The sequence below is a fragment of the Chryseobacterium sp. FR054 genome (assembly GCF_056844565.1).
In genome coordinates, this window is sequence record NZ_JBXDSA010000004.1 from 550,343 (window position 1) to 575,664 (window position 25,322).

Below are 25,322 nucleotides of genomic sequence, written 5' to 3' on the forward strand. Positions count from 1 at the left end.
CTTAACCTTACTCTGATGAAAACAAACATATTTATTAGCAGATTGCTATTTTTTATCAAAATATTATTTTTCCCTATCTCATTATTTTCTCATTAAAGCTAAAAAAAACTTATATCATGAAATGCTTTGTCTGAGTCATCATTTCATTACTGTCTTTTTGTGATCTAATAAAATGAAAATTATTTATAAAAAATTCTAAATATGGTAAAAAAACTACTTCCTTGTAAAAAGCAGATTTTTCTTTTGCTTTTTCAAAAACTCACCTTTTTCCTTCTGATGCTGTTTGCCTTAGATATGGTATATGCTCAGAGAGATACAGAGCATTGGTTTGCACCGATGATGAAAAGAAACACCAATGCCGCCGAGCAGCAGGGTTTATATTTTTCCACAGACTCTACCACACCTTTTCCTGTTGAAATATACAGCAATAATGTTCTTATTGGTACCGTTAATGTGAGCAAAGGGAATCCACAGGTCTTCAATGTTCCTTTTCAGAATATGATGACCACTTCCCAGGCAGATTTATTCAAGCCTGTCAGAATGGGGCTGTATACCAAAGGCAGCAAGCCCTACTTTGTTACGTTCAGATTTTCGTCACTGAATCATGCTGAAATATTAACGTCCAAAGGAAAAGCCGGAATAGGCAGACTGTTTTATGTTGCAACCTCCCCGATAACCCAATCCAACTCAAGCGGAATAAACTTTACCACCGGAATTCTGGCCACAGAAGATAATACAACTGTTACCGTTTCCGGATATTCCCCTGATGTAAGATTTTCCAACAATACCACCGGAACTACCAACCCCTCTATAACTTTTATACTGAACAAAGGCCAGTCATATATTATTGAAGGAGATGGCGAAATAGTACAGAACCGTAAAGGATTCATCGGTGCCAAAATCGTGGCAGACAAACCTGTTTCGGTTACCAATGGAAATTTTAACGGCCAGTTTTCTCTTTCCACCAGCTCTTTTCTGGGCTTCGGAACGGATATTATCATGGACCAGTCTGTTCCCGTAGACCGATTAGGAAATGAGTTTGTAATAGTAAAAGGAAATGCCAACATTAATGAACGGATGGAAGATGCCCTTATCATTGCTACTGAAAACAATACTCAGGTATTCATCAATAATGCAACGACCCCGGCGGCCACGCTTAATGAAGGACAAAGTTACAGGGTGAATGAAATATCGAATACCAATTATATCAATCAGGGCAACAACCATTACAATATGTACATCAGAACGACAAAAAATGTGTACGTCTATCAGCTACTGGCAGGGGTGGCCAATGATTCTCAGGCTGCTACCGGCGGGTTCAATTATATTCCGCCCCTCAACTGTTTTTTGCCCAGAAAAATTGATGAAATAGGGATGATCAACATTCTTCCCCCTACAACCAATACCGTTAAATTAAATATTTTAACAGAAGCCGGCGCGGCAGTTACGGTGAACGGAAATACCCCTCCAGCAGCTCAGGGGCCTTATCCGGTAAGCGGAACCAATAACTGGGTTTCCTATTCTGTACCCAATATCACAGGAAATGTTACCGTAACCTCTACAAAAGCTGTGACTGCCGGTATTGCCGGTGGAAGTGGTGCCGTAGGATATGGAGGGTATTTTGCAGGTTTTTCCTCTATTCCCGTTATTGCCAAGCAATCCGGAGACTGTATTCCGGGAATTATTCTGGAAGTGGACGACAGCTTTGAAACTTACCAGTGGTACAGAAACGACAATCCCATCCCCGGGGCAACAGCCAATTCATATACCCCGGTACAATCCGGCAACTATACCGTAAAAATAACTGTGGGCACCTGCCCTCCGGTTACTACACCGGTATATAAGGTATACACCTGCCTCACACAGACTACCGTAAATGAAACCATGTGTAACGGAGTAAAACAGATTGTCCCTGCTTTTACCCATTCTACACAGACCTTCGTTCCGGGATCTGTAACCATCGTCACTCCTCCTGCTAACGGTACAGCAACGATAGACCCGGTTACAGGCGTTATAAGCTATGCTCCCAATAATAATTTCCAGGGGCTTGAAACCATCGTTTATAAATTCTGTGGAAATGACCCTGAATTTACAGACTGCGAAGAAGTAACGTTAAAATTAACCGTATCCTCGAGTCCTGTCGTCAACAGTTTCACAATGAGATCCTGTTTTATAGAACAAAATCCGGCTACGGCTACATTTAATCTTACTACCGCCAATGTCACCACGCAGACAGGCGTCACAAAAAAATACTACCCTTCCCCTACGGATGCCCATAATGGAACCAATGAGATCCTTGATCCTATTAATTATATTGCACCAAACGGGGTGGTTTACATTAAAGTGATCAATGCCAGAGGATGCTATACTATTGCAGAAGTCACTCTTATTGTTCTTCCTCCTGTACGGTCAGCTATTCTTGCTGATAAGATCATCTGTGTTGAAGGTAAAACAACACTGGATGCAGGTCCCGGATTTACAGGCTATGAATGGAGCACAGGTGCTACAACACCATCCATCTCAAATGTGGGCGTAGGAACGTATTGGGTAAAACTGAAGACCGGAGACTGTATTACCAAACAGACGGTAAAAGTATATGCATCAGAACATCCGGTAGTGACTCAGGTTGAAATTTCCAACAGCACCGTTACCGTTCATGTATCAGGCGGAACTCCTCCTTATCAGTATTCTTCAGATAACATTCAATGGCAGGATTCCAATGTGTTTACCAATGTAGCCAGGGGAAATGCCAGGGTATATGTTAAAGACAGCTATAACTGTGAGCCAGTTAAAATTGAAATTACTATTCCTAATCTGATCAATGTAATCACTCCGAATGGAGACGGCATCAACGACAGTATCGATTATTCTTTGCTGGCAGGCAAGAAAAACCTGGTATTTAATATTTTTGACCGGTATGGGACTAAAATATTCCAGGCAGACAGCACCAACGGATATAAATGGAACGGAACCTTAGACGGAAGCACAAAGGTTTCCACCGGAAATTACTGGTATGAAATAGGCTGGAATGAGTCTGATAATAAACAGACTGCCATAAAATACACAGGCTGGATCCTGGTAAAAAACAGAGAATAGCATTTAAACAGTAAAACTTTAAAAACCACGAATTTAAATTCGTGGTTTTTTATTACTTTTTCAAGGCATTAATATATTTTATTATTAAATTTGTGATAAACCTGTAATCTGGATGAAGAAAATTCTATCTTTTTTATTTATATTTTATATTTTCACCTCTGTTTTTGGCCAACTGGACAGGGAGCATTGGTTTGCCCCTATGATCGACAGAACCGGAAATCCTGATCAGTTCCAGAAACTCTATTTATCAACCAACAGAACCACTTCCTTTCCGGTCAGTATTTACAACAACAATAACCTGATAGGCACCGTCAATATAAGCAAAAATAATCCTCAGAAATTTGACGTATTAAGATCCTATATTATCAGCACTCAGCAGGCGGATCTGTTTACTCCTACTTCAAAGGGACTTTATCTGAAAGCAGAGTTTCCCTTTTATGTCAATTTAAGATTCTCAGTATATAATCACGCGGAAATCATCACCTCAAAAGGAATTCCTTCCACAGGAAAAAACTTTTATGTAACCACTGCCCCCATAGCTGCCCCAAGTCTTATCCTGAATTTTATGGCCAGTATTCTGGCCACAGAGGACAATACTACGGTTACAGTAAGCGGATACAAGCCCTCTGTACAGTTCTCAAACGGAACCACAGGCACAAGCAACCCCACCATGAATATCACCCTGAATAAAGGACAGTCGTATATTATGGACGGTATAGGGACCGTGAATACAGATGGATTCATAGGAGCTAAAATTACAGCTAACAAACCCGTGAATGTTACCAACGGAAACTTTAACGGCCAATATGCAGGAAATATTACCACCAGTTCTGATATTTTAATGGATCAGGCGGTGCCCGTTGAAAGACTGGGAAGCGAATTTGCCCTGGTAAAAGGAAACGGCAGTATAGGAGCAAATATGGAAGGGGCCATTATTGTGGCTACTGAAGACAACACTTTAATATATGTCAATAATGAAATTCCGCCTGTTGCCACTCTGAATACAGGACAATATTTTGTTATTCCCGATACCAAATACCAGAACCAGGGGAATAATCATTACAACCTCTATATCAGAACGTCCAAAAATGCTTATGTATACCAGATTCTTGCCGGGGACACTACTGCCGGAAATGAAGTAGCCACCGGAGGTTTCAATTTTATTCCCGCCCTGAACTGCTACCTTCCGAAACAGATCAACGAACTGGGCCTTATCAACGAAAATTACGTCCTTTCCAACAACAATCCTTTAGGTATTCTGAATATTCCCACCAAGCTGAATCTTATTACTGAAAGAGGAGCTACTGTTACGGTAAACGGAGGAATTCCTCCGGCAACAACAGGTCCGTTCAATATGACAGGAACCACTAACTGGGTTACTTACGGTATTCCCAATGTTTCAGGGAATATTACCATTGTCTCGGACAAGGCTATTACCGCCGGAATTACCGCCGGCAGTGACGCCGTCGGATACGGAGGATTTTTTGCAGGCTTTCCTACACAGCCGGTCATCCTAAAATCAGGAGGCGACTGTGCTCCCGGTATTGTACTGACAGTAGACCCTATTGTTTATGACTCCTATCAATGGTACGTTAATGGCAATATTATCCCCGGTGCCACCGGATCATCTATTAACCCCACACAATCAGGATATTACACCTGCTCTGTTACGATGGGAAGCTGTGCTCCTCTTGTTACGGAACAGTTTAAAGTACAGAACTGTACAAAACTGAGTACCGCCACCTATAATGTGTGCACCTCACAGACGATAACCCCTGCATTCAGCAGCTCAGGACAAACTCCCGTAATCTCCACAATTGCAATTGTTTCTCCTCCTACACTGGGTACTGCAGCCATTAACCCGACAACCGGCGTTATCACCTATACACCGGGAACTTCCGGAACAGATACTTTTACCTATACATTCTGTGGTAACGATCCTGTCTTTACGGATTGTGAAACAGTAACGGTAACCGTGAATGCACAATCGCTGACGGTAAGTAATGCAACACTCAGGGCCTGTAATATCAACGGACAGGGAACATTTAATCTGGGCACAGCCAATGTGACCAACAACTCTCCGGTTACCATTACCTATTACCCAACTCTTACTGATGCGCAGACAGAAAATGCCGCAGCACTTATTACAGCCCCCAACACCTATACTGCACCGAACGGAACTATCGTATACGCCGTTGTAAAAAATACGATCGGATGTAAAAATATAGCACAGATCACCCTTTCTTTATACAACCTGGCTATTGTACAGGATAATTATAACGGTGTATTCTGTGATGATAATTTCGACGGGACAGTAAATATCAACTTATCCAGCATTACCGCCATTGTATTGAATAACCCGGCTTATTTTACCAACGTAAGATACTATGCCCTGCCTGCTGATGCCAATGCCGGAAACAACAATACCCTTCCCAATAACTGGAGCTATACCGCCGCGACTACAATTTATATCAGAGTAGACTCTCCCGACGGATGTGCCGCAGTAATTAAGCCTTTAAAATTCAGTATCGGAGCAAAGGTCCCGTTGATTACAAATGCTGCATCCGTTACGATCTGTGATGACGATCTGGATGGCGTAAAAGCAATCAGTTTAGCTTCGCTTATTCCGTCCTTTACAACAGATCCGGGGGTTACCTATACTTTCTATGCCACTTTAGCTGATGCACAGAATAATACTTCCCCGATAGCCCCTTCGGTAAACATTACCACAGCGGCACAGACGTATTATATCCGGTTTGAAAAGAACGGGGTCTGTCCGGAGGTAGGCTCAATCAGGATTACGCTTAAAGTGTCTAAGAAATCGGATATTCTGAAAGATCAGATTATCTGTCCTAAAGCCACCACTACCCTGGATGCAGGGCCTGGATTTGACAGCTATCTGTGGAGTACAGGAGCTACCTCACCTTCCATTACCAATGTTACTGCGGGAAGCTATTGGGTGGATCTTGGTTTTAATGGCTGTGTTTACCGTCAGTATGTTACGGTATCAGAATCTCCTCTTCCTGTGATTACTTCTATTGAAATCAACGGGTCTACCGTTACAGTAGGAGTAAACGGCGGTACTCCCCCTTATCAGTATTCCCTGGATGGAGTCAGCTGGCAGAGTTCAAATGTCTTCAATAATGTACCGAGAGGCAATCACACGGTTTTTGTAAAAGATTCTAATTTCTGTGCAGAAGTAAAAAAAGAGTTTGCCCTCATCAACCTGATCAATACCATCACACCGAACTATGACGGCCATAATGACCAGATTGACTATTCGGCCCTAATGGCCAATGACAATCTTGAATTCAGAATCTTTGACCGATATGGAGCAGAGATCTTCAGAGGAACCCCCAGCAACCGGTACATCTGGGATGGAAAAATGGGAGGAAGACCCGTGCCTACCGCTACATACTGGTATTTCATCAGCTGGACAGAATTTGGCTCTTCAATTTCTGTAAAATATTCAAGCTGGCTTTTAGTAAAACATAAATAACAGGTATCTGATATAAAATAAGGTGAGCCGGCCGGAAAAAAAAGTTGTCGGATTAAATTTTAACGTTCTTTTTCCGGTCTTCATCTTTTATATTTGAATTCATAATTTTCCTGTATCAGATCAAAATCCGCTAACTGTTATTAATTATTTTTTTATTGATAAAAGGTTTATAACATTCATTAACAGTTTACTGACAAAGTTTAATATAACTTTAACCTGTAATCATGATCTTATTGAGTATGAATTGCTGTATTTCTATGTAATTTTGCCACCATATATGAATAAGCTAATTACTCTTTTACTGCTGGTTTTTCTGGTAAAGATCCATGCACAGAACTATTCCGGAGAGGTATTTCTAAAAGACAACTCGATTCTGTATCTCAACCAGGTATATGTTACCAATCTGAATACTCAGAAAACGGTACTGACAGATTATAACGGAAATTATAATATTCCTGCCGTACCCGGAGATGTTATCCGCTTTACTTCTATCGTTACAGAAAGAAAGGACATCCGCCTTACTCCTCAGATGCTTCAGCAAAGAAATCTGGTTGAGTTGAAAATTGCTTATTATGAAATTCAGGAAATTGTGATCAGCAGATTCAAGCCTACCGGAAACCTGAGATATGACGTGAATTCTATAAGAAAAGAAGATAAAGGACTGGCCATTAAAAAGGTAATCGGGCTGCCGGAACCTAAGGGAGACGGAACTTCTCCTGAACTTCCGATTGCCGGGCTCAGAGACGGAGGGCTTACATTCAGTCTGGGAAGCATCTATGATCTTCTTTCCGGCGAAAGAAAGAAAAAACAGCGTTATGTAGCTTATGAAAAAATGAACAGTTCCATAACCCAGATTAAAAACTACCTGGGAAAAGACTACTTCCTTAAATTTAAAATTCCGGAAAACCTGATCGATAATTTCCTTCAGTTTGTATATACCTCTGAAAACATACAGGCTTATGTGCTGGCCGGCAATTTTGAAGCGATTAAAGTTCCGATTGAGAAATATATGCCGATTTACCAGAAAAGACTTAAAAATTCCAACCTCCTGGATATTGTCAAATAAAATGATCCGGGCAGGTTATCTTATTGAATAACCTGCCTGCTAGAAGTTTCCGGCCCATTTTTCAAGAGAAAATTCAGTGCTGAAACAGATCAGATTATTACCCATCCGGCCCTTCTCAATATTAAACGCTTAAAAAATCCATAGCAGATATTTTTGAATATTCAAAAATATGTTTATTTTTATCTCACAATGACGTGTTTAAAATAAACATACTTATATTTCGTTGTCATATAAAAACTAATCACTCCAAACACCAATTAAGAGAAAGCATTTTTTTAATTTAAAATCTGTTAATGAAAAAATTACTTTTATTTTTTAGTTCAGTTCTCTTCATCAGCCTGTCTGCCCAGAAAAAGGGAAAAGACTATACGGATATTCTGAAAAGTAAAAATATCTACGAAATCAATGCATTTTTAAGAGATGCCCATCCTGATGATCCCAAAAGATCTGTTCTTAAGCCCCGGGTAATGGAAATGATGAAAGAATACATCAAAAATGCCCATCCGGCGGACCAGAAAGTAAAAGATATGCAGGAAATGCTGGCACTCCTGAAAAGAAGACCCTCCACCAAGATCAGTTTCGATGAGATGAATGCCATTATCAAGCAGAAGCAGATCGCCAGATATAAAGCTGAACTTGCCGCCAAACAATACAACGCTGTTTATACGCCAAGTAATGCCCAGAATACCTATGTGGTAAATCCTTCGGCCAATGCTGCCATACCTGATGCAGAAGCAGAAGAATTCAATATGCTGATGGCGGTAAACCCGGTGGAACATCAGAACCGTACCGTAAAAATATTAAACTCATTATTCGATAACGATCCGAACAGCAAGGAGAGCATCGTCCTGATCCGGAATAATTCCGACTGTAACATCATCGTAAGAATGGAGGGAGTAGGAACGACCAAATACAGACTCGCTGTTCCAGCCCATGAAGAAAGCTCAATTGTTGTCAACAAAGGCCAGTATCTCTTCTCCAGCCTGGTATGCGGTGCGCAGTATGCTTCACAAAAAACCATTGAAAAAGCGATCATGGTTGCACTGGGAAGTTCAGCAGGCAAATAACCACTACAAATAAGCTCATTCTATGTCTTTTATCTTTAAAAGACAAGGTATTCTGTGCAAATTTTGCTATTTTTGCGGGATTTTATAAATGACTCGATGGGCAAAAATAAATTAGCAAGATTCGCAGAAAACAAAATATTACCAAACGTTATCCAGCCAACAAGGGAAGAAGCTTTGGAAGGTTTTCCCCTTAAAGGAAACTGGAGAAAGGATTTCTTTAAAAACGACAACCCTATTGTTCTGGAACTGGGGTGTGGAAAAGGAGAATATTCGGTAGGTCTTGCCAGAACATTTCCTGAAAAAAACTTTATCGGGATCGATATTAAGGGCGCAAGATTCTGGTTCGGGGCTAAAGAAGCCGTGGAAAACGGAATGAATAATGTGGCATTCCTCAGAACCCAGATTGAACTTGTAGATCACTTCTTTGCCGAAAACGAAGTAGATGAAATCTGGATCACATTCCCGGATCCGCAGATCAAATACAAACGTACCAAGCACAGACTTACTCATCCTGATTTCCTTAACCGTTATAAAAAATTCCTGAAACCGGGCGGAATTATCCATCTGAAAACCGACTCGGAATTCCTCCACGGCTATACTCTCGGATACCTTCAGGGTGCGGGGTATGAGATCATTACCGCCCACCACGACATTTATGGAGCCCCGGAATACGACCCGAACACAGAACATCTTAGAGATATTAAAACCTATTACGAAGAATTATTTTCTTCCAAAGGCAAAACCATAACTTACATAAAATTCCGTATAACCTGATGAACTGAAACATTGATGAAAAAAAATTTTTTAACCGTACTGCTCTTCACTTTTCTAATCCCCAGCTTTGCTTTCACACAGAAAAAAAGCAAAGATATCCTTAAAAGCACAAATATCAGAGAAATAGAAGAGTATCTTAAAACGGCGCATCCGGACGATCCCAAAAGGAGTGTCCTGAAACCTAAACTGATCGCTCTGAAGAACACCGAATGGACCAAAGGAGCAAAGAATGCCAGACCTATGGAAGCCAGACCGGTAATCACCGATATCCCCAACAGGTTTATGAGAAATTCCAGTTCCTCCGATGCCGAAGAATTCAAAAAACTGATCGCAGAAACCTCTGACCAGCATAAGGAAAAAACGGTAAAGCTTCTGAACGCTATGCTTGATGAAGACATTACCAAGAAAGAAGCCATATTGCTTTTCAGAAATAATTCGGACTGCAATATTATTTTGAGAATTGAAGGAAAAGATTTCTACAACCTTGCTGTTCCTGCGCATGGTGAAAACTTTATCGTGCTCAATAAAGGGTCTTACAGTCTCAACAGCAATGTCTGCGATGTAAAATACACTTCACAGAAAGATATAAAAAAAAGTATATTTGTAGTCATTGAAAATCCGCGTACTCCCAATCCTGAAGCCAGCCAGGACCGGGAAAAAGAGGGAAAGGAAAAGCCCCATACAAAACCGTCGAAAAAGAAAAAATCTAAAAAATAACAGGCATGAAAAAGCTGTTCATACTTTCCGGAATTTCTGTAATCCTTACCGGCTGCAGTGTAAATTACGGGAATTACCCTGTAAGAAATCCCTACCCTTCCGGAGGAGCCGGAACCAGTAATACTGCCAATACCGAAAGAGAGTATAATGAACTGATAAAAACCTATAAGCCGGAAACGGCCGATGTGCTGAATGACCTCCTGAATTCGGACTCTCCTTCCAATCCCAGGACTTCAATTTCCGTAGAGAACAATTCCAGGTGCAATATGGTGCTCACCGTCAGCGGAAACGGATTCTTCAAAAAAATCCCTATCGCTTCCGGGAAAATGGGATACACCATGGTCCCAAAAAACCAGAATTATAAGCTCTCCGGTATGCTTTGCGGCTCATCTTATCAGGCGACGAAATTCATCACAAGCTCTTATTCTATAAAGCTTTCCAATTAATAAAAAATCAACCCGCAGTCTATTCTGTGGGTTTTTCTTTCGATCAATATATTTTTCAGGAGCTTTTTCCCGCTATCCACTCTTACTCCTCACGCCATCACTTTCCCTCATCAATCCATTTGCTTTTCTGCGCCAGCTGCGGGGTAACCGTTACTATCGGGGCTATGGGACGGGCAATGAATAGTGAGTCATTACAGGCAGTTCCCCCTGATAATTCACTGAAATATTTAAAAAAAATCCGTGCTGAGGGTCTAAAATCATTCTCTAAGGCTGTATTGGCAGAAAACAAAAATAATTCCCTGTCAGGTGTTATATATTGAAATTTTTACTACATTTAATCCTCAATACTGCGGAATCCGAAAAGCTTACAGAGTAGGAAAAATACCAAAACAAAACTATGAAAAACTTAAAAAAAGTAACAAGAGGTGAACTGAGAACCATTAAAGGAGGATACAGAAACTGTATGGATGGCTGTAACCTGGATATGGGAGAAATGTGCTGTTCAGGCGTATGCAGAGTAGGTGTACCTTCCAATAATCCAGATTTTCCGGGCCTGCTGGTCTGTCCTAAAAAAGGAAGTTAATTCAATTAAAAAACAAAAAAAACGCTGGACCTAAATCCGGCGTTTTTCCTATATTAAAGAAAATCTTTAATTATTCTGCATCGAAATCAGCATCTGTATCAGCAGATACCTTTTCTCCTTCTTCTTTAGATTTTTCTTTATCAGCTTTTCTTTGAGACTGACCTTCTTTGATAGATTCAGAAACTACGCTAAGGATCATATCAATAGACTTGGAAGCATCATCGTTTCCTGGGATAACGAAGTCTACTTTTCTTGGGTCAGAGTTTGTATCAACGATACCGAAAACTGGAATACCTAGTTTCTTAGCTTCAGTTACCGCGATGTGCTCTCTTAAGATGTCAACTACAAATACAGCAGAAGGAAGTCTCACCATGTCAGCGATAGAACCTAAGTTCTTCTCTAGGTTAGCTCTCTGTCTGTCAACCTGTAATCTTTCTTTTTTAGATAAAGTTTCGAACGTACCGTCTTTTTTCATTTTGTCGATAGAGTTCATCTTCTTTACCGCCTTTCTGATTGTAACGAAGTTCGTTAGCATACCTCCTGGCCATCTTTCTGTAATATAAGGCATATTAAGTTCAGCAGCGTGTTTTGCAACTACTTCTTTCGCCTGCTTTTTAGTTGCTACGAAAAGAACTTTTTTACCTGCAGAAGTTAATTTTTCTAAAGCGTTACAAGCTTCATCCAATTTAACTGCTGTTTTATGTAAGTCTACAATGTGAATACCGTTTTTCTCCATAAAAATGTATGGAGCCATATTTGGGTTCCACTTTCTGGTCATGTGACCGAAGTGTACGCCAGCCTCTAAAAGGTCTTTTACATTTGCTTTTGCCATGTTTTCTGTTTTTGTTAGTTTACTTTCCGTCTTTTAAACAATCAACAACTTCTTTAGATGGGAGAAGCGTTTGGATGCTAAACGTAACGGGCAAAGTTGCTGTTGGCTTCTTGCTCTTTGCAGTTGGCTTTCCAGCTTTGGGTTAAAAAATAATTTTTTAAAAATTTTTCTAAAGCTATCCGCCATAAGCCAATAGCCATACGCTTTTTTAACGTTTTGAGAATTGGAATCTCTTTCTTGCTTTTTTCTGACCTGGCTTCTTTCTTTCCACCATTCTTGCGTCTCTTGTAAGTAAACCAGCTGGCTTCAATGCTAATCTGAACTCAGCGTTGATTTCGCATAAAGCTCTTGAAATACCTAATCTGATAGCTTCTGCCTGACCTGTATTACCACCACCGAATACATTTACGGTAACGTCATACTGACCAACAGTCTCAGAAAGGATAAACGGTTGGTTCAGTTTGTAAACCATCACGTCTGTAGAGAAATATTCTTTAGCATCTTTACCGTTTACTGTAATGTTTCCAGAACCTGGTTTTACATAAACTCTAGCTACAGAAGTTTTTCTTCTTCCGATTTTGTGAACTATAGACATAATTAATTATTTAAATTCGTTAACATTAATTGTTTTAGGCTGTTGAGCTTCATGTTTGTGCTCAGTTCCTTCATATAAGTAAAGGTTCTTAAGGATAGCAGCACCTAATCTGTTTTTAGGCAACATACCTTTTACAGATTTTTCCAATACCTTTAAAGAATCTTTCTTCTGAAGTTCAGCCGCAGTCATAGACTTCTGCCCGCCAGGGTATCCTGTATGCCAGATATAAGTCTTATCAGCCCACTTGTTTCCGGAAAGTGTAATTTTCCCAGCATTCAAAACGATTACGTTATCACCACAATCTACGTGAGGTGTGTAGTTCGTTTTGTGCTTACCTCTCAAAATCTTTGCAACCGTAGAAGCTAGTCTTCCTAACGGCTGTCCTTCAGCGTCTACCACAACCCATTCTTTATTCGCAGTAGCTTTGTTCGCTGAAACAGTTTTGTAACTTAATGTATTCACACGTTTTAGTTAAAGATTAAACATAATTTACCCCTAAAAGGGTGTGCAAAGGTACAAATTATTTTTGTAACAGAAAAACATATTTTATTTTATCTGTATAATGAGGGCTAACTTGCGGTGTTTTAATCGTTTTATCACCCGAAATGCTTTTGGCATAAATCTTGTAAAAAGTATGACCGTTGAAAAAAAACGTTTCAAAGATTCTAAAAACACAGATGCAAAGCAAAGAGTTTCTTCCCTCAACTCTTTCTTTTTATTAATTTTACTTTAAAGATTTCCGTAAAAGCTTCCCCGTATAATTCATTTATTTCCTGAAATAATTATATTTGCGCCAAAGCCAGAACTATGAGCCACGGAAAAATCAGAGAAGATAAAGACTGCCTGAACTGCGGGCACCAGGTGGAAGAAAGATACTGCCCGCACTGCGGACAACAGAATATCGAAAGCCGCCAGCCATTCTATTATCTTTTCACCCATTTTATAGAAGATTTTACTCATTACGACGGACAGTTCTGGAGTACCGTAAAAAACCTGCTGTTCAAACCGGGAAAACTTACCACCACTTATCTGGAAGGAAAAAGACAGAAATTCGTACCTCCCGTAAAGCTTTATATATTTGTCAGCTTTATTACCTTCTTTATGTTTGCCATTTTCCCTCCCTTCAATATAGGCCATACAGAAAAAGGTAAAGGCAAGGGAGACAAAATAACCCTGAGCACCCAGCCTCAGCAACAGGTCGTAAAAGAAATTAACAAAGCCATTGAAAAGGAAAAACTGATACAGAAAGACTCTGCCAAAATTACCAAGCTTACAGAAGTACAGAAACATGTTGAAGACTCCATGAAGCTAAAGAGTTTCCAGGAAGGCCTTGAAAGTACCATGGATACGGAGAATAAAATATCCGATAACAGCAGCTTTCTGGGCTATAAAACACAGGAGGAATATGATAAAGGAATGGCCGGTAAAAAACGCCTGTTCGGTTTTATCAATGATGCCTTTGCCCATAAGTTTTTCAGCCTGAAAGAAGAGGGAGTAAAAAAAGGGGATATTATGAGAAATCTGATGGAAACCTCTTTTCATAATCTTCCAAAAGCCCTGTTCATCTATCTTCCGGTTTTCGCCTTCTTTTTATGGATATTCCACAGGAAGAAAAAATGGTGGTATTTTGATCATGGCATCTTTACCCTGCACTATTTCTCTTTCCTGTTGGTAAACATCCTGATTTTTGCGATCCTAAACAGAATTACAAACGCACTGGACATCACTTTTCTCACCGTGCTGATCAGGATAATAATGATTGCAATTGTGCTGTATGGCTGGATCTACTTCTTTGTTGCCCACCACCGGGTGTATAAATCCCACGGCGTTGTAAGCGTTATCATCGGAGGAATTATATTCTTCCTCAATATGTTTGCATTCCTGTTTTTAGTAACCGGATTAGCCCTTATCAGCTTCCTGATGCTCCATTAAAAGCAGAAATACAATGTCCGGATCCCGGAGGTTTACTGGCGCAGCGATTTGCTTCCCCTGAAACTGGCTATTAAATAATAAGCTACAAATACCGTAGAAAATTTCAGAATAGACGGAATGGCAAGCTGAAGATTAAAGAGCAGACTTCCTATCAGAACCAGCACTCCCATCGCGGCAAAAGACAGTCCTAATTTTTTAGGCAGTGAAAATTCCGGAGTATCGAGGTAGTAAGCAAGGCCCCATGCACATCCGAAAGCAACGGCATAATAGGCATCTACCGCAATATTCTCTGAGCTTAAAAAAAAGTAATTGATAAGGAAACTTACCCCTGTTCCCAACGCGAAATAAATCAAAGCTTTCTGCATATCCGTAAAATATGATGCAAAAGTAGAGAATTTAATTTGAGAATCTGAAAATCCGGTCATTGGAAAATGAAATTAACGCTGCTTAATTTCAGCAGGGCTGCTGTTGAACCTTACCCCGGAAAACCGGAGAAAAATAATTAAATAAAATATCAGAACAGAATATAAACCAAAGACTTACAACTAAACACAAGTTCTTTTTTTATTATTATATTTGAAAATTCAGAAATTTTCTATTTTTTTATGGAAACCCAAAAATATACTCCTACCAACAAAGTAAGAATCGTAACTGCAGCCTCATTATTTGACGGCCACGATGCTGCGATCAATATTATGCGCCGTGTGATCCAGGGAACCGGATGTGAAGTCATTCACCTGGGCCACGACAAATCTGCTGAAGAAGTTGTAAACACAGCCATCCAGGAAGATGCCAATGCTATTGCCCTAACCTCTTATCAGGGCGGGCACAATGAATATTTTAAATACATCTACGATCTTTTAAGAGAAAAGAATTCACCGCAGATCAAAATTTTCGGCGGCGGCGGCGGAGTAATCCTTCCGGAAGAAATCAAAGACCTCATGTCCTATGGAATCGACAGAATTTATTCTCCGGATGACGGCCGTGAGCTTGGTCTTCAGGGAATGATTGACGATCTTGTACAGAGATCCGATTTTGCCACCGGAAAAGACGTTACCGCAAAAGATCTTGAGACCATCAGCTTTGAAAATCCTACAAGCATCGCCCAGATTATCTCTGCGGTAGAAAACTTCTCAGAAGAAAAACCTGAACTGGTACAGGCCATCGACGAAAAATCCAAAGATCTTGTTATTCCGATCATCGGAATCACCGGAACCGGGGGAGCAGGAAAATCTTCTTTAACGGATGAGCTGGTAAGACGCTTCCTCCGTTCCAATACCGATAAAAAGATTGCCATTATCTCCATAGACCCTTCCAAAAAGAAAACAGGAGGTGCGCTATTGGGAGACAGAATCCGCATGAACGCCATCAACGATCCGAGAGTCTATATGAGATCTATGGCTACAAGAGAGAACAATGTTTCCGTATCTCCGTTCATCCATTCTGCGCTCAATGTCCTGAAACTGGCACACCCGGATGTAATCATTCTTGAAACTTCCGGTATCGGACAGTCCGGTTCAGAAGTATCTGATTTTGCAGATGTTTCGATGTATGTAATGACTCCTGAATACGGAGCTTCCACACAGCTTGAAAAGATCGACATGCTTGATTATGCAGATCTTGTCGCTTTAAATAAATCTGATAAACGAGGCGCACTGGATGCTCTTCAGGCCGTAAGAAAACAGTTCCAGAGAAATCATCTTCTGTGGGAAAGCCCGCTGGAAGAGATGCCGGTATATGCTACCAAAGCTTCCCAGTTCAATGATCACGGAACCACAGAACTTTATAACAGACTGGTTTCTAAAGTAAATGACAAGTTCGCAGGACTGGATCTGAAAACTTTCGTTGAGCAGGAAGTAACCGATGAAGTAACGATCATTCCTCCAAAAAGAGTACGTTACCTTTCCGAAATTGTAGAAAACAACAAACAGTATGATGCCAACATTGAAAAGCAGGCTGAACTTGCCAGAAAAATGTATCATATTGACGGTGTTAAGAATATCATTTCCAATGAAGCTTTAGATGCTGAATACCAGAAAGCGGAAAAAGAACTTCAACAGGAAAATATCGACTTCCTGAGAACATGGGATGACACGAAAAAAGCTTTCCATGAAGAGTTTTATTCCTATTATGTTCGTGGAAAAGAAATTAAGGTGGAAACCTCAACCGAATCTTTATCCCATTTAAGAATTCCGAAGATTGCCCTTCCGAAATACAACGACTGGGGAGATCTTATCCAGTGGAAAGGCCAGGAAAACCTTCCGGGAAGCTTCCCTTACACCGCGGGAATTTACCCGTTCAAAAGAACCGGGGAAGATCCAACCCGAATGTTTGCAGGAGAAGGAGGTCCGGAAAGAACCAACAGAAGATTCCATTATGTATCTGCGGAGATGCCGGCAAAGCGTCTGTCTACGGCTTTCGACTCGGTAACATTATACGGGCAGGATCCTGCTTTACCACCGGATATTTATGGAAAGATCGGTAACGCGGGAGTTTCCATCGCCACTCTGGATGATGCTAAAAAACTGTATTCAGGATTTGATCTTGTGAATGCACTTACCTCTGTATCCATGACGATCAACGGACCTGCTCCGATGCTGCTGGCTTTCTTTATGAACGCCGCTATCGATCAGAATGTTGAAAAATACATCGTTGAGAACGGTCTTGAATCTAAAGTAGAAGAAGTTTTAAAAGCAAAATTTGACAACAGAGGCCTCGCAAGACCAAAATATAACGGAGAGCTTCCTCCTTCAAACAACGGGTTAGGCTTAAAATTACTCGGAATCACAGGAGATGAAGTTATTCCTGCGGAAGCTTATGCCGAAATTAAAGCTAAAACGATCGCTACTGTTCGTGGAACCGTTCAGGCTGATATTCTGAAAGAGGATCAGGCTCAGAATACCTGTATTTTCTCAACAGAATTTGCTTTAAGACTGATGGGAGACGTTCAGGAATATTTCATCACAGAAAAAGTAAGAAATTTCTACTCCGTTTCTATCTCCGGATACCATATTGCAGAAGCAGGAGCCAACCCGGTTTCCCAGCTGGCATTCACCCTGGCTAACGGTTTCACTTATGTAGAATATTACCTGAGCCGCGGAATGGATATTAATGATTTTGCTCCGAACTTATCTTTCTTCTTCTCCAATGGTATCGACCCTGAATATTCTGTGATCGGACGTGTAGCCAGAAGAATCTGGGCAAAAGCCATGAAACTGAAATACGGAGCCGACGAAAGAAGCCAGATGCTGAAATACCACATCCAGACTTCCGGACGTTCCCTTCACGCACAGGAAATTGATTTCAACGATATCAGAACAACGCTTCAGGCACTTTATGCAATCTATGATAACTGTAACTCTCTTCACACGAACGCGTATGACGAGGCCATTACCACTCCTACCGAACAGTCTGTAAGAAGAGCAATGGCGATCCAGCTGATCATCAATAAAGAACTGGGGCTTGCGAAGAACGAAAACCCGCTTCAGGGATCGTTCATCATTGAAGAGCTGACTGATCTTGTGGAAGAAGCCGTTTATGCGGAATTCGACAGAATTACAGAAAGAGGCGGTGTTTTGGGAGCAATGGAAACCATGTATCAGCGTTCCAAAATCCAGGAGGAATCCATGCATTACGAATGGCTGAAGCATACAGGTGAATATCCGATCATCGGGGTAAATACTTTCCTCGGTAAAGACGGATCTCCAACGGTACTTCCGGGAGAAGTCATCCGCTCCACCGAAGAGGAAAAACAGGCTCAGATCGAATCGCTTCACAACTTCCAGAAAGCCAATGAAGATAAGTCTGAAGAAGCATTAAAGCAGCTTCAGCATGCGGCTATCAACCAGCAGAACTTATTCGGAGTGATGATGGATGCTGTGAAATACTGTTCTCTGGGACAGATTACCAACGCCTTATTTGAAGTAGGCGGTAAGTACAGAAGAAATATGTAAAACAGCCTTCTTTAAAATAATATAAGGACCTCATCATTGTATGAGGTCTTTTTTATGCTGTAAAGCCGCCGGGAGAAACCCCAAACTGTTTTTTGAAATTCTTGCTGAATGAGGAAAGATCTGCAAAACCGCATGACAAAGCAACATCGGTAAGGGAAAATTCTTTATCCTTCAGCAGCCGGAGTGCCAGATTCAGTTTTTTGCGGGTAATATACTGATAAGGACTTTCATTAAAAACCTGCCGGAACAGCCGGAAAAAATGATATTCCGAAATGGAGGATGCTCTGGCCACCTCTTCAATATGCTCTATGGATACAAAATATTCATCCATATAATTTTTAGCGGCAAGCAGTTTCCGGTAAAGCGATTTCCGGGTCTTTATTTTGGATACATTCAACTTCTGAACCCTGTAAAAATCAGGCGAGTAAACAGAAACCAGATTTTCTGCCAGCAGATAGTAAAACTCTTTATTAAATTCAAACTGATGGTCTTTCCGGTAAGATATCTGACTTGAAATCTGCTGCAGCTGTCTTCCTATACTGTTGTTGGAAAAATGACTTTTATTTTCCACAAAGCTTTCCGAAGTAAAAAAGGTGACCAGCTCCGGATCATGCTCTGTTATTTCCGGACAGCGGAAGCCATTGGCAACATCCGACATGATCTCCGGGGCAATATCTATGCACAATCCTTTAACTGCCTTATCACTCTGGATCAGTAATTTTCCGTTGGAAAAGTGGTTTCCTACCAGAAATTCTCCTTTTGACACTTTAAATAAGGTTCCGTCGATCAGGTACTGTTCACATCCTTCTGTTACAAATTTCAGGCTGAAACTCCGGAACAGAACATCGGTCTTCAGTTCACGGAAAGACGAAAAGTTAACCAGGCTGCTTTCCCTCGGCAGCTTGATCTTCTTAAAATTATGCTCTGAAAGACGGTTGAACATATCACGTGTTTTTGTTCAGGATATGTCGGCAGGTATATCTGAAAAGTTACAGCACATCTGTGGTAGTGAATTTTTAACCGCAAAAAGCACAAAAGTTTTTAAAACATCTGTTCAATCTGCAAAATCAGCGAGAGAAAAAATATCCATAGAAATCTGTGTAATTTGTGCGATCTCCGGGAAATTATTTTTAACTGCAAAAGGTTCAAAAGTTTTTAACACTTTAGTTATGCTTAAGGTTAATTACTTTGAGCATAGAAGTTCAATTTAGTTTTTAAAAATCTACGATTTTTATTGATCCCGGAATAAAACATCTGCTCAATCTGCAAAATCAGCGAGAGAAAAAATATCCATAGAAATCTGTGTAATTTGTGCGATCTCCGGGAAATTATTTTTAACCGCAAAAGGTTCAAAAGTTTTTAACACTTTAGTTATGCTTAAGGTTAATTACTTTGAGCATAGAAGTTCTCTTAGTTTTTAAAAATCTACGATTTTTATTGATCCGGAATAAAACATCTGCTCAACCTGCAAAATCAGCGAGAGAAAAAATATCCATAGAAATCTGTGTAATTTGTGCGATCTCCGGGAAATTATTCTTAACCGCAAAAGGTTCAAAAGTCTTTTAGTCCAAACCTATACAATGGATCTGCAAATCATAATAAATAAAAAATTCATGTATCCACGGCATAAAATTAAACCCAAAGGCTTATAGACAATGCTTATCTGAAGAAACTAAAAATAGAATAACTCCGGTGACAAAAAAGCCGGACTTAATGCCCGGCTCTGTTATCTGGTAAAAAACTTAAATTAGATTTTCACTCTTCCCTGTTCTGTTTCTGAACCTCCGCTTTCACGCACTTTAAGGTTTTCCCCTTTACTGAAACGGTAGCTAAACGATAAGGTGATCACCCGCGAATCAAAAGTACTGTACCACGAGGCATTGGCATTCTGGATATTCCTGATCTGTCCTTTAATCTTATTGGTATAAAAAATATCAGAGACATTCAGCTTCAGTGTTCCTTTATCCTTCAGGATCTTGGTGGATATTCCGGCTCTTACCGAACCGACCGGAGAAATCAGGAATTGTCCGGACAATGCGGCAGACTGATATTGCCCTGATAATTCCGCATTCCATTTTTTACTGATCACAAACTGATTGGTCGGCATGATGACCCAGTTCCATTTGGAATCATTCAGACTTTCTGTATATACCTGGCTGCTGAAGCGGTTGGAAGAAAGTGCGGTATAGCACTGCAACGTCCACCATTTAGTCACAGGAATGGTCCCGTTGAATGATATTCCGTAAGAGATCTGCTTGGCAAAATTTCCGGGACGGCTGTAATAAATATTATCCCTCTGTTCATTCGTCTCGGAGATCAGGTTATCAATATAGCTGTAATTCAGTCCGAAAATATATTTTTTATTCCATGTATAATTAAATTCCGCATTATAGGAAAATGTAGGCTCCAGAAACGGATTTCCTCCATAGAACGTAAATTTATCCATCGGATAGGTAAACGGATTCAGGTCTTTATAGTTCGGGCGGTCTATTCTTCTTCCCAATGAAAGCCCGAATACATGATTCTGCAGAGAATCTGCCCTGTACTGCACATACAGTGTAGGGAACAGGCTTGTATATTTTTTACTGAATGCCGAATCCCTGACCATCGGATTTCCTTTCTGATACCCTTTAATATCGGAATATTCCATACGCAGCCCTGCCTGAACGGAGAACTTACTGAAGTCCTTCGAATAATTGGCGTACAAAGCATGAATATTCTCCTTATAGGTAAAGTCATTTGAAAACTGATAATTGGGTAGCTTTACTCCATTGATTACATCTCTGAAATCAGCCACATTATTGGTCTTTACAAAGCTTGATTTTGCCCCGAAGCCTAAATTACCACCCAGCGCCTCTACTCCGCTGTAATCTGCTTTAACCACTTTGATCCTGATATCCGAGGGAAGCTCAGAATCCATCTGCGTCTGCTCCACAATACTTCTGTCCGGGTTCAGTATGGCATTATATAAATTCTGGGAAACTCTGGAGTGGTAATTAATATGGTCAAAATTAACGCTCAGCTCCTGCTTGTCTGTGAATTTATGGTTCATATTCAGATTGACCGCATCATTTTTAAACCGGATCTTCATCGGATTCTGGGCTTCCACCAGGCTTACCGTTTCATAATCTGCATTCTGAATGACTGCATTGTTCGCGATATTACGGTCCGAAGGATTGATGAACCCGCTCAGTACAATACCGAAAGTTGTTTTAGGTGTTGCATAGAAGTCGGCTCCGATTTTTGCGGAATGGGTTCTGCTGCTTGGGGTGATATAAGAATTCTGCGTAAAGGTAGAACTTCTCTCTCCATTAGGGGTAAAATATTCCCTCGTAATGGTAAGATCCTGGTAAGTTTCGTTTTTATTCAGGCTGAAATTGGAGAAAAAGTTCCATTTCTTTACGCGGTAATTGAAGTTGGCGCTATTATTGGATCTCATGTGCTTACCCTGCCCATATGCAAGATTTATTCCTCCGTTGAACCCTCTTGCCGCATTTTTTTTAAGCCTGATATTGATAATCCCGGCATTGCCTGCGGCATCATATTTTGCAGGAGGATTGGCAATCACTTCTATGGCCTCTATACTGGAAGACGGAATTGAGCGCAGATAATCCGCAAGATCAGAAGCGGAAAGATAGGACGGTTTATCATCGATAAAAACCTGCACTCCGGATTTACTTTTCATTGAAATAATACCGTTCATATCTACACTTACCGACGGTGTTTTTTCCAGCACTTCCAGCGCTGTTGTTCCTGCATTGCTGATCAGAGCATCCGGATTGACCACAATCCGGTCTATTTTCTGAGTGACAAAAGGTTTTTTGGAAGTAAGCGTAACCCCTTCTATTTCTTTTGCAGCCGCGCTGAGACGGATTTCCGGAAAAACTGTTTTTCCTTCTGAAGAACTGATTGTTTCAGAAGTAAACTTCTCATATCCCTGCTGTTCAACAACCAGTTTCACCGGCTCTGAAACGAAATCATCAAATTCAAAATTTCCGTCCTGATCGGTAATAGCTGTTTTCAGCACCACATCACTGTCCGCTTTCAGAAGCATAACGGTAACATTGGACATTGGCTGTCCGTTTTTCCCATAAATACGGCTGCTTAATGATGATTTAGCCTGGGAATAGAACCAGGAAAAACTCAGCAGTAACAGTAAAATGTATATTTTTTTCATTGCGTTCAGATTAAAATTCAAGATTCATGGTTCAATATTTACAGACTTTGCAGCCACTGTCCGAAGCTGTAACCTTTCTTAAAAATAAATAGAGCTGTGGCTGCCATCATAATCCCCAGCAGTATTTTAGCCGGTGTGGATTTCCAAAAATTCTGAGAGTTCATAACGATCTGTTTTATTGCCAAAAATAATATATTGGAAATAACAGAACTTGTCAAATTCTGCTAATTTTCATCTTTTTCCTTTCATCAGGTTTTCATTTTAAATAAACAGGAATACGGTATTATAAATGAATGTATATATTGGCAGAATCTTCCTATTTTTGGAAGATTTTTATTTTAAAGAATGAAACCCAAAGCCATCTTCAACTGGAGCAGCGGAAAAGATTCCAGCCTTGCCTTATTTAAAATAATACAGGAAAATAAATATGAGATAACATCTTTATTAACGAGTATTAATAAGGAATTCCAACGCATTTCCATGCATGGTGTTCCCGTTTCACTCCTGGAAAAGCAGGCAGAAAGCTTAGGGTTTCCCCTGATTAAAATGGAGCTTCCCAAAGAACCGTCTATGGAGGAATACCGCTCAATCATGGATAAAACAATGTCTCATATACAGTCTATGGGAGTTACAGCCTCTGTTTTTGGAGATATTTTCCTGGAAGATCTCCGCCAATACCGTGAAGAACAGCTGAACACCATTGGAATGGAAGCGGTTTTCCCGCTTTGGAAAAAAGATACTCTGGAGCTTATTCATGAATTTATTGACCTGGGGTTTAAAACGATTGTTACCTGCGTTAATGAAACCTATCTCGATAAAAGTTTTGCCGGAAGAGTTATCGACAGGGATTTTATCCGGGATCTTCCCGGTCATGTCGATCCGTGCGGGGAAAACGGAGAGTTTCATACTTTTACTTTCGAGGGTCCTGTTTTTAAAAAACCTGTTATTTTTGAAATCGGGGAAACGGTAAAGAAAACGTATCCCAGGCCCAAAACAGATTCTGAAGAAGAAGGAGAATATATTTTCTGGTTCTGCGATCTGAAATAAAAAGTATTCCTCCCTCCTCCTCCAATTTTTTTAAATTTTTTCCAGGTATTGATCTGACCTCAGATATTTCTTTTTCATGCTGATCCGGCATACCTGAATTGCAGGCGATGGATAATTTTTAATCATAAAAACAGTTTATTGATAAACCATAAGTTCCCGGAAAGCCTTATTCCGGGATTTGATTTTTAATTTCTGTTCTTTTTGACTATTTTTAGCATAAACTTCAATACAAATGCCGAAAATTTTCAATTCCCTCTTTGCATTATTATTTCTTTCAGTCCTTATCACGGCCTGCAAAAACTCTTCTGAGCATGCTAAAAAACCGCTTGATAAAAATGCGGTTATCGATTCCACTATTGCAGCCTTTCAGAAAACCATTCTTGAACAGCAGATTGATTCTGTTTTTAAAAAATATCATTTCAACGGAAGTGTTGCGGTATTTAAAGATTCTCTGAAGCTGTACAGGAATTCAAACGGATATTCTGACTTTAAAACCAAAGCTAAAATTGACAGCAGTACCATATTCGCCATCGGTTCTGTAAGCAAACAGTTCACAGCAGTTCTTATTCTTCTTCAGGCAGAACAGGGAAAACTGAATGTGAATGATAAAGCTTCAAAATACCTGAAGGAATTCCAGCTTAAAGAATATGAAAATATTACTATTCATCAGCTTCTGAATCATACTTCAGGACTGAATACATTCGGAGGAAAATTAATGTTTAAAAGCGGTTCTGATTTCTTCTACTCCAATGATGGGTTTAATGCATTGGGGAAAATTGTAGAAACCGTTACCGGAAAGTCTTTTGATGAGAATGCACGGGAACTTTTTCTGAAAGCAGGGATGAAACATTCTTCCACAGGAGCTGTCTTTAAAGGAAGCAATTTTGCCAGCGCTTATCTGGGCAGCGGAAAAACATTTCAGGAAGTACCCAATATGCCGGAAAGGCTCGCAGGAAAAGATATCGGAACACCAGCCGGAGGTGTGCTTTCTACAACAGACGATCTTCATACCTGGAATAATGCGCTTTACGGCGGAAAAATCCTGAAACCGGAAACACTCAGACAGTTTGTCTCTCAGAGTGCCGAAAGACGGCATCAGATTTTCGGAAAAATGGGCTATGGCTATGGAATCATGCTGAATATCGGACAGCCTGAAAGCTATTTTCACAGCGGCTATGTAAAAGGCTCTCCTTCTCTGAATATCTATTATCCAGAGACGAAAACTTCTGTAATCATTCTGTCTAACACCGCAGATGAAGAGAAAGGAAAAAGTACAACCTTCAGACCGCATACCGAAATCAAAAAAATTACGGATGCCCTGGAAAATTCGGTATTAAAGATGAAGCGTCATACTCCAAAAATATAGCCAGCAAAACCTGAATTCAGAATAAGAGTTTCTTATTGACAGGATTTTAAGCCGGGTACCGGAAGAGAGAAGTCATCTTTTGAAGATCATCTGATCTTACGTTTTTTTCAGTATCTATAACTAAAATTAACTTCCGGCCTCATTCCTCCAGCTTCCAGCCTTACGCTTAAAT

20 protein-coding genes are annotated in these 25,322 nt (G+C 40.3%); 12 read left to right on the forward strand and 8 right to left on the reverse strand.

Features of this window, described 5'->3' with window-relative positions:
* Window positions 1-201: 201 nt before the first annotated feature.
* The 8 genes from AC106S_RS18735 (at window position 202) to AC106S_RS18770 (ending at window position 11,248) form a co-directional block, all read left to right on the forward strand.
* The gene (locus tag AC106S_RS18735; protein WP_482441195.1) at window positions 202-3,096 is read left to right on the forward strand and encodes a T9SS type B sorting domain-containing protein; all 2,895 of its coding nucleotides are present in this window, start codon (window positions 202-204) and stop codon (window positions 3,094-3,096) included.
* A gap of 112 nt (window positions 3,097-3,208) precedes the next feature.
* Window positions 3,209-6,595 (forward strand): T9SS type B sorting domain-containing protein, encoded by a 3,387-nt coding sequence (locus AC106S_RS18740; RefSeq protein WP_482441196.1) that lies wholly within the window; start codon window positions 3,209-3,211, stop codon window positions 6,593-6,595.
* 277 nt (window positions 6,596-6,872) lie between these two features.
* Window positions 6,873-7,661, forward strand: a complete 789-nt coding sequence (locus AC106S_RS18745; protein ID WP_482441197.1) for a hypothetical protein — start codon at window positions 6,873-6,875, stop codon at window positions 7,659-7,661.
* Window positions 7,662-7,954: 293 nt separating this feature from the next.
* On the forward strand, window positions 7,955-8,728 hold the full coding sequence (locus AC106S_RS18750) for a DUF6759 domain-containing protein (RefSeq protein WP_482441198.1): 774 nt from the start codon (window positions 7,955-7,957) through the stop codon (window positions 8,726-8,728).
* Between the two features lie 96 nt (window positions 8,729-8,824).
* Window positions 8,825-9,502 (forward strand): tRNA (guanosine(46)-N7)-methyltransferase TrmB, encoded by a 678-nt coding sequence (gene trmB / locus AC106S_RS18755; RefSeq protein ID WP_482441199.1) that lies wholly within the window; start codon window positions 8,825-8,827, stop codon window positions 9,500-9,502.
* 15 nt (window positions 9,503-9,517) lie between these two features.
* Window positions 9,518-10,219 carry a DUF6759 domain-containing protein gene (locus tag AC106S_RS18760; protein ID WP_482441200.1) on the forward strand — a complete coding sequence of 234 codons (702 nt, stop codon included), beginning with the start codon at window positions 9,518-9,520 and terminating at the stop codon, window positions 10,217-10,219.
* A 5-nt stretch (window positions 10,220-10,224) separates the two neighbouring features.
* Window positions 10,225-10,665: a DUF6759 domain-containing protein gene (locus AC106S_RS18765; RefSeq protein WP_482441201.1), complete on the forward strand. Its 441-nt coding sequence runs from the start codon at window positions 10,225-10,227 to the stop codon at window positions 10,663-10,665.
* 397 nt (window positions 10,666-11,062) lie between these two features.
* Entirely contained in the window at window positions 11,063-11,248 is a 186-nt protein-coding gene (locus AC106S_RS18770; protein ID WP_482441202.1) for a bacteriocin-like protein, read from the forward strand.
* 70 nt (window positions 11,249-11,318) lie between these two features.
* Here the strand turns inward: AC106S_RS18770 and rpsB are convergent, their stop codons facing one another.
* The 4 genes from rpsB to rplM all read right to left on the reverse strand — a co-directional run bounded on the left by rpsB (window position 11,319) and on the right by rplM (window position 13,137).
* Entirely contained in the window at window positions 11,319-12,080 is a 762-nt protein-coding gene (gene rpsB / locus AC106S_RS18775) for a 30S ribosomal protein S2 (RefSeq protein WP_123276884.1), read from the reverse strand.
* Between the two features lie 77 nt (window positions 12,081-12,157).
* Window positions 12,158-12,280 carry a hypothetical protein gene (locus tag AC106S_RS18780; protein ID WP_482441203.1) on the reverse strand — a complete coding sequence of 41 codons (123 nt, stop codon included), beginning with the start codon at window positions 12,278-12,280 and terminating at the stop codon, window positions 12,158-12,160.
* An 8-nt stretch (window positions 12,281-12,288) separates the two neighbouring features.
* A complete protein-coding gene (gene rpsI / locus AC106S_RS18785) occupies window positions 12,289-12,675 on the reverse strand; it encodes a 30S ribosomal protein S9 (RefSeq protein ID WP_007843277.1) in 387 nt (128 codons plus the stop codon).
* A gap of 6 nt (window positions 12,676-12,681) precedes the next feature.
* Entirely contained in the window at window positions 12,682-13,137 is a 456-nt protein-coding gene (gene rplM / locus AC106S_RS18790; RefSeq protein ID WP_002976217.1) for a 50S ribosomal protein L13, read from the reverse strand.
* A 345-nt stretch (window positions 13,138-13,482) separates the two neighbouring features.
* On the opposite strand from rplM, the gene AC106S_RS18795 reads away from it, so the two are divergent.
* Window positions 13,483-14,607, forward strand: a complete 1,125-nt coding sequence (locus AC106S_RS18795; protein WP_482441204.1) for a DUF3667 domain-containing protein — start codon at window positions 13,483-13,485, stop codon at window positions 14,605-14,607.
* Between the two features lie 32 nt (window positions 14,608-14,639).
* On the opposite strand, the gene AC106S_RS18800 is transcribed toward AC106S_RS18795, so the two are convergent.
* Window positions 14,640-14,972 (reverse strand): hypothetical protein, encoded by a 333-nt coding sequence (locus AC106S_RS18800; protein WP_482441254.1) that lies wholly within the window; start codon window positions 14,970-14,972, stop codon window positions 14,640-14,642.
* 240 nt (window positions 14,973-15,212) lie between these two features.
* On the opposite strand from AC106S_RS18800, the gene AC106S_RS18805 reads away from it, so the two are divergent.
* A complete protein-coding gene (locus AC106S_RS18805; RefSeq protein ID WP_482441205.1) occupies window positions 15,213-18,560 on the forward strand; it encodes a methylmalonyl-CoA mutase family protein in 3,348 nt (1,115 codons plus the stop codon).
* A 52-nt stretch (window positions 18,561-18,612) separates the two neighbouring features.
* Here the strand turns inward: AC106S_RS18805 and AC106S_RS18810 are convergent, their stop codons facing one another.
* The 3 genes from AC106S_RS18810 to AC106S_RS18820 form a co-directional block, all read right to left on the reverse strand.
* Window positions 18,613-19,503 (reverse strand): AraC family transcriptional regulator, encoded by an 891-nt coding sequence (locus AC106S_RS18810; RefSeq protein ID WP_482441206.1) that lies wholly within the window; start codon window positions 19,501-19,503, stop codon window positions 18,613-18,615.
* Between the two features lie 804 nt (window positions 19,504-20,307).
* Entirely contained in the window at window positions 20,308-22,737 is a 2,430-nt protein-coding gene (locus AC106S_RS18815; protein WP_482441207.1) for an outer membrane beta-barrel protein, read from the reverse strand.
* A gap of 38 nt (window positions 22,738-22,775) precedes the next feature.
* Window positions 22,776-22,901 (reverse strand): hypothetical protein, encoded by a 126-nt coding sequence (locus AC106S_RS18820; RefSeq protein WP_482441208.1) that lies wholly within the window; start codon window positions 22,899-22,901, stop codon window positions 22,776-22,778.
* Window positions 22,902-23,082: 181 nt separating this feature from the next.
* Here AC106S_RS18820 and AC106S_RS18825 point away from each other — a divergent pair, with 181 nt between their 5' ends.
* Complete coding sequence (locus tag AC106S_RS18825; protein WP_482441209.1) at window positions 23,083-23,784, forward strand: Dph6-related ATP pyrophosphatase; 702 nt, start codon at window positions 23,083-23,085, stop codon at window positions 23,782-23,784.
* Window positions 23,785-24,016: 232 nt separating this feature from the next.
* Window positions 24,017-25,150 (forward strand): serine hydrolase domain-containing protein, encoded by a 1,134-nt coding sequence (locus AC106S_RS18830; protein WP_482441210.1) that lies wholly within the window; start codon window positions 24,017-24,019, stop codon window positions 25,148-25,150.
* Window positions 25,151-25,322 lie beyond the last annotated feature (172 nt).

Bases quoted from the DNA above. Each gene is read 5' to 3' on its own strand.
- AC106S_RS18735 (WP_482441195.1), top strand. From the start codon at position 202: ATGGTAAAAAAACTACTTCCTTGTAAAAAGCAGATTTTTCTTTTGCTT.
- AC106S_RS18740 (WP_482441196.1), top strand. From the start codon at position 3,209: ATGAAGAAAATTCTATCTTTTTTATTTATATTTTATATTTTCACCTCT.
- AC106S_RS18745 (WP_482441197.1), top strand. From the start codon at position 6,873: ATGAATAAGCTAATTACTCTTTTACTGCTGGTTTTTCTGGTAAAGATC.
- AC106S_RS18750 (WP_482441198.1), top strand. From the start codon at position 7,955: ATGAAAAAATTACTTTTATTTTTTAGTTCAGTTCTCTTCATCAGCCTG.
- trmB (WP_482441199.1), top strand. From the start codon at position 8,825: ATGGGCAAAAATAAATTAGCAAGATTCGCAGAAAACAAAATATTACCA.
- AC106S_RS18760 (WP_482441200.1), top strand. From the start codon at position 9,518: ATGAAAAAAAATTTTTTAACCGTACTGCTCTTCACTTTTCTAATCCCC.
- AC106S_RS18765 (WP_482441201.1), top strand. From the start codon at position 10,225: ATGAAAAAGCTGTTCATACTTTCCGGAATTTCTGTAATCCTTACCGGC.
- AC106S_RS18770 (WP_482441202.1), top strand. From the start codon at position 11,063: ATGAAAAACTTAAAAAAAGTAACAAGAGGTGAACTGAGAACCATTAAA.
- rpsB (WP_123276884.1), bottom strand. From the start codon at position 12,080: ATGGCAAAAGCAAATGTAAAAGACCTTTTAGAGGCTGGCGTACACTTC.
- AC106S_RS18780 (WP_482441203.1), bottom strand. From the start codon at position 12,280: ATGGCTATTGGCTTATGGCGGATAGCTTTAGAAAAATTTTTAAAAAAT.
- rpsI (WP_007843277.1), bottom strand. From the start codon at position 12,675: ATGTCTATAGTTCACAAAATCGGAAGAAGAAAAACTTCTGTAGCTAGA.
- AC106S_RS18795 (WP_482441204.1), top strand. From the start codon at position 13,483: ATGAGCCACGGAAAAATCAGAGAAGATAAAGACTGCCTGAACTGCGGG.
- AC106S_RS18800 (WP_482441254.1), bottom strand. From the start codon at position 14,972: ATGCAGAAAGCTTTGATTTATTTCGCGTTGGGAACAGGGGTAAGTTTC.
- AC106S_RS18805 (WP_482441205.1), top strand. From the start codon at position 15,213: ATGGAAACCCAAAAATATACTCCTACCAACAAAGTAAGAATCGTAACT.
- AC106S_RS18810 (WP_482441206.1), bottom strand. From the start codon at position 19,503: ATGTTCAACCGTCTTTCAGAGCATAATTTTAAGAAGATCAAGCTGCCG.
- AC106S_RS18815 (WP_482441207.1), bottom strand. From the start codon at position 22,737: ATGAAAAAAATATACATTTTACTGTTACTGCTGAGTTTTTCCTGGTTC.
- AC106S_RS18820 (WP_482441208.1), bottom strand. From the start codon at position 22,901: ATGAACTCTCAGAATTTTTGGAAATCCACACCGGCTAAAATACTGCTG.
- AC106S_RS18825 (WP_482441209.1), top strand. From the start codon at position 23,083: ATGAAACCCAAAGCCATCTTCAACTGGAGCAGCGGAAAAGATTCCAGC.
- AC106S_RS18830 (WP_482441210.1), top strand. From the start codon at position 24,017: ATGCCGAAAATTTTCAATTCCCTCTTTGCATTATTATTTCTTTCAGTC.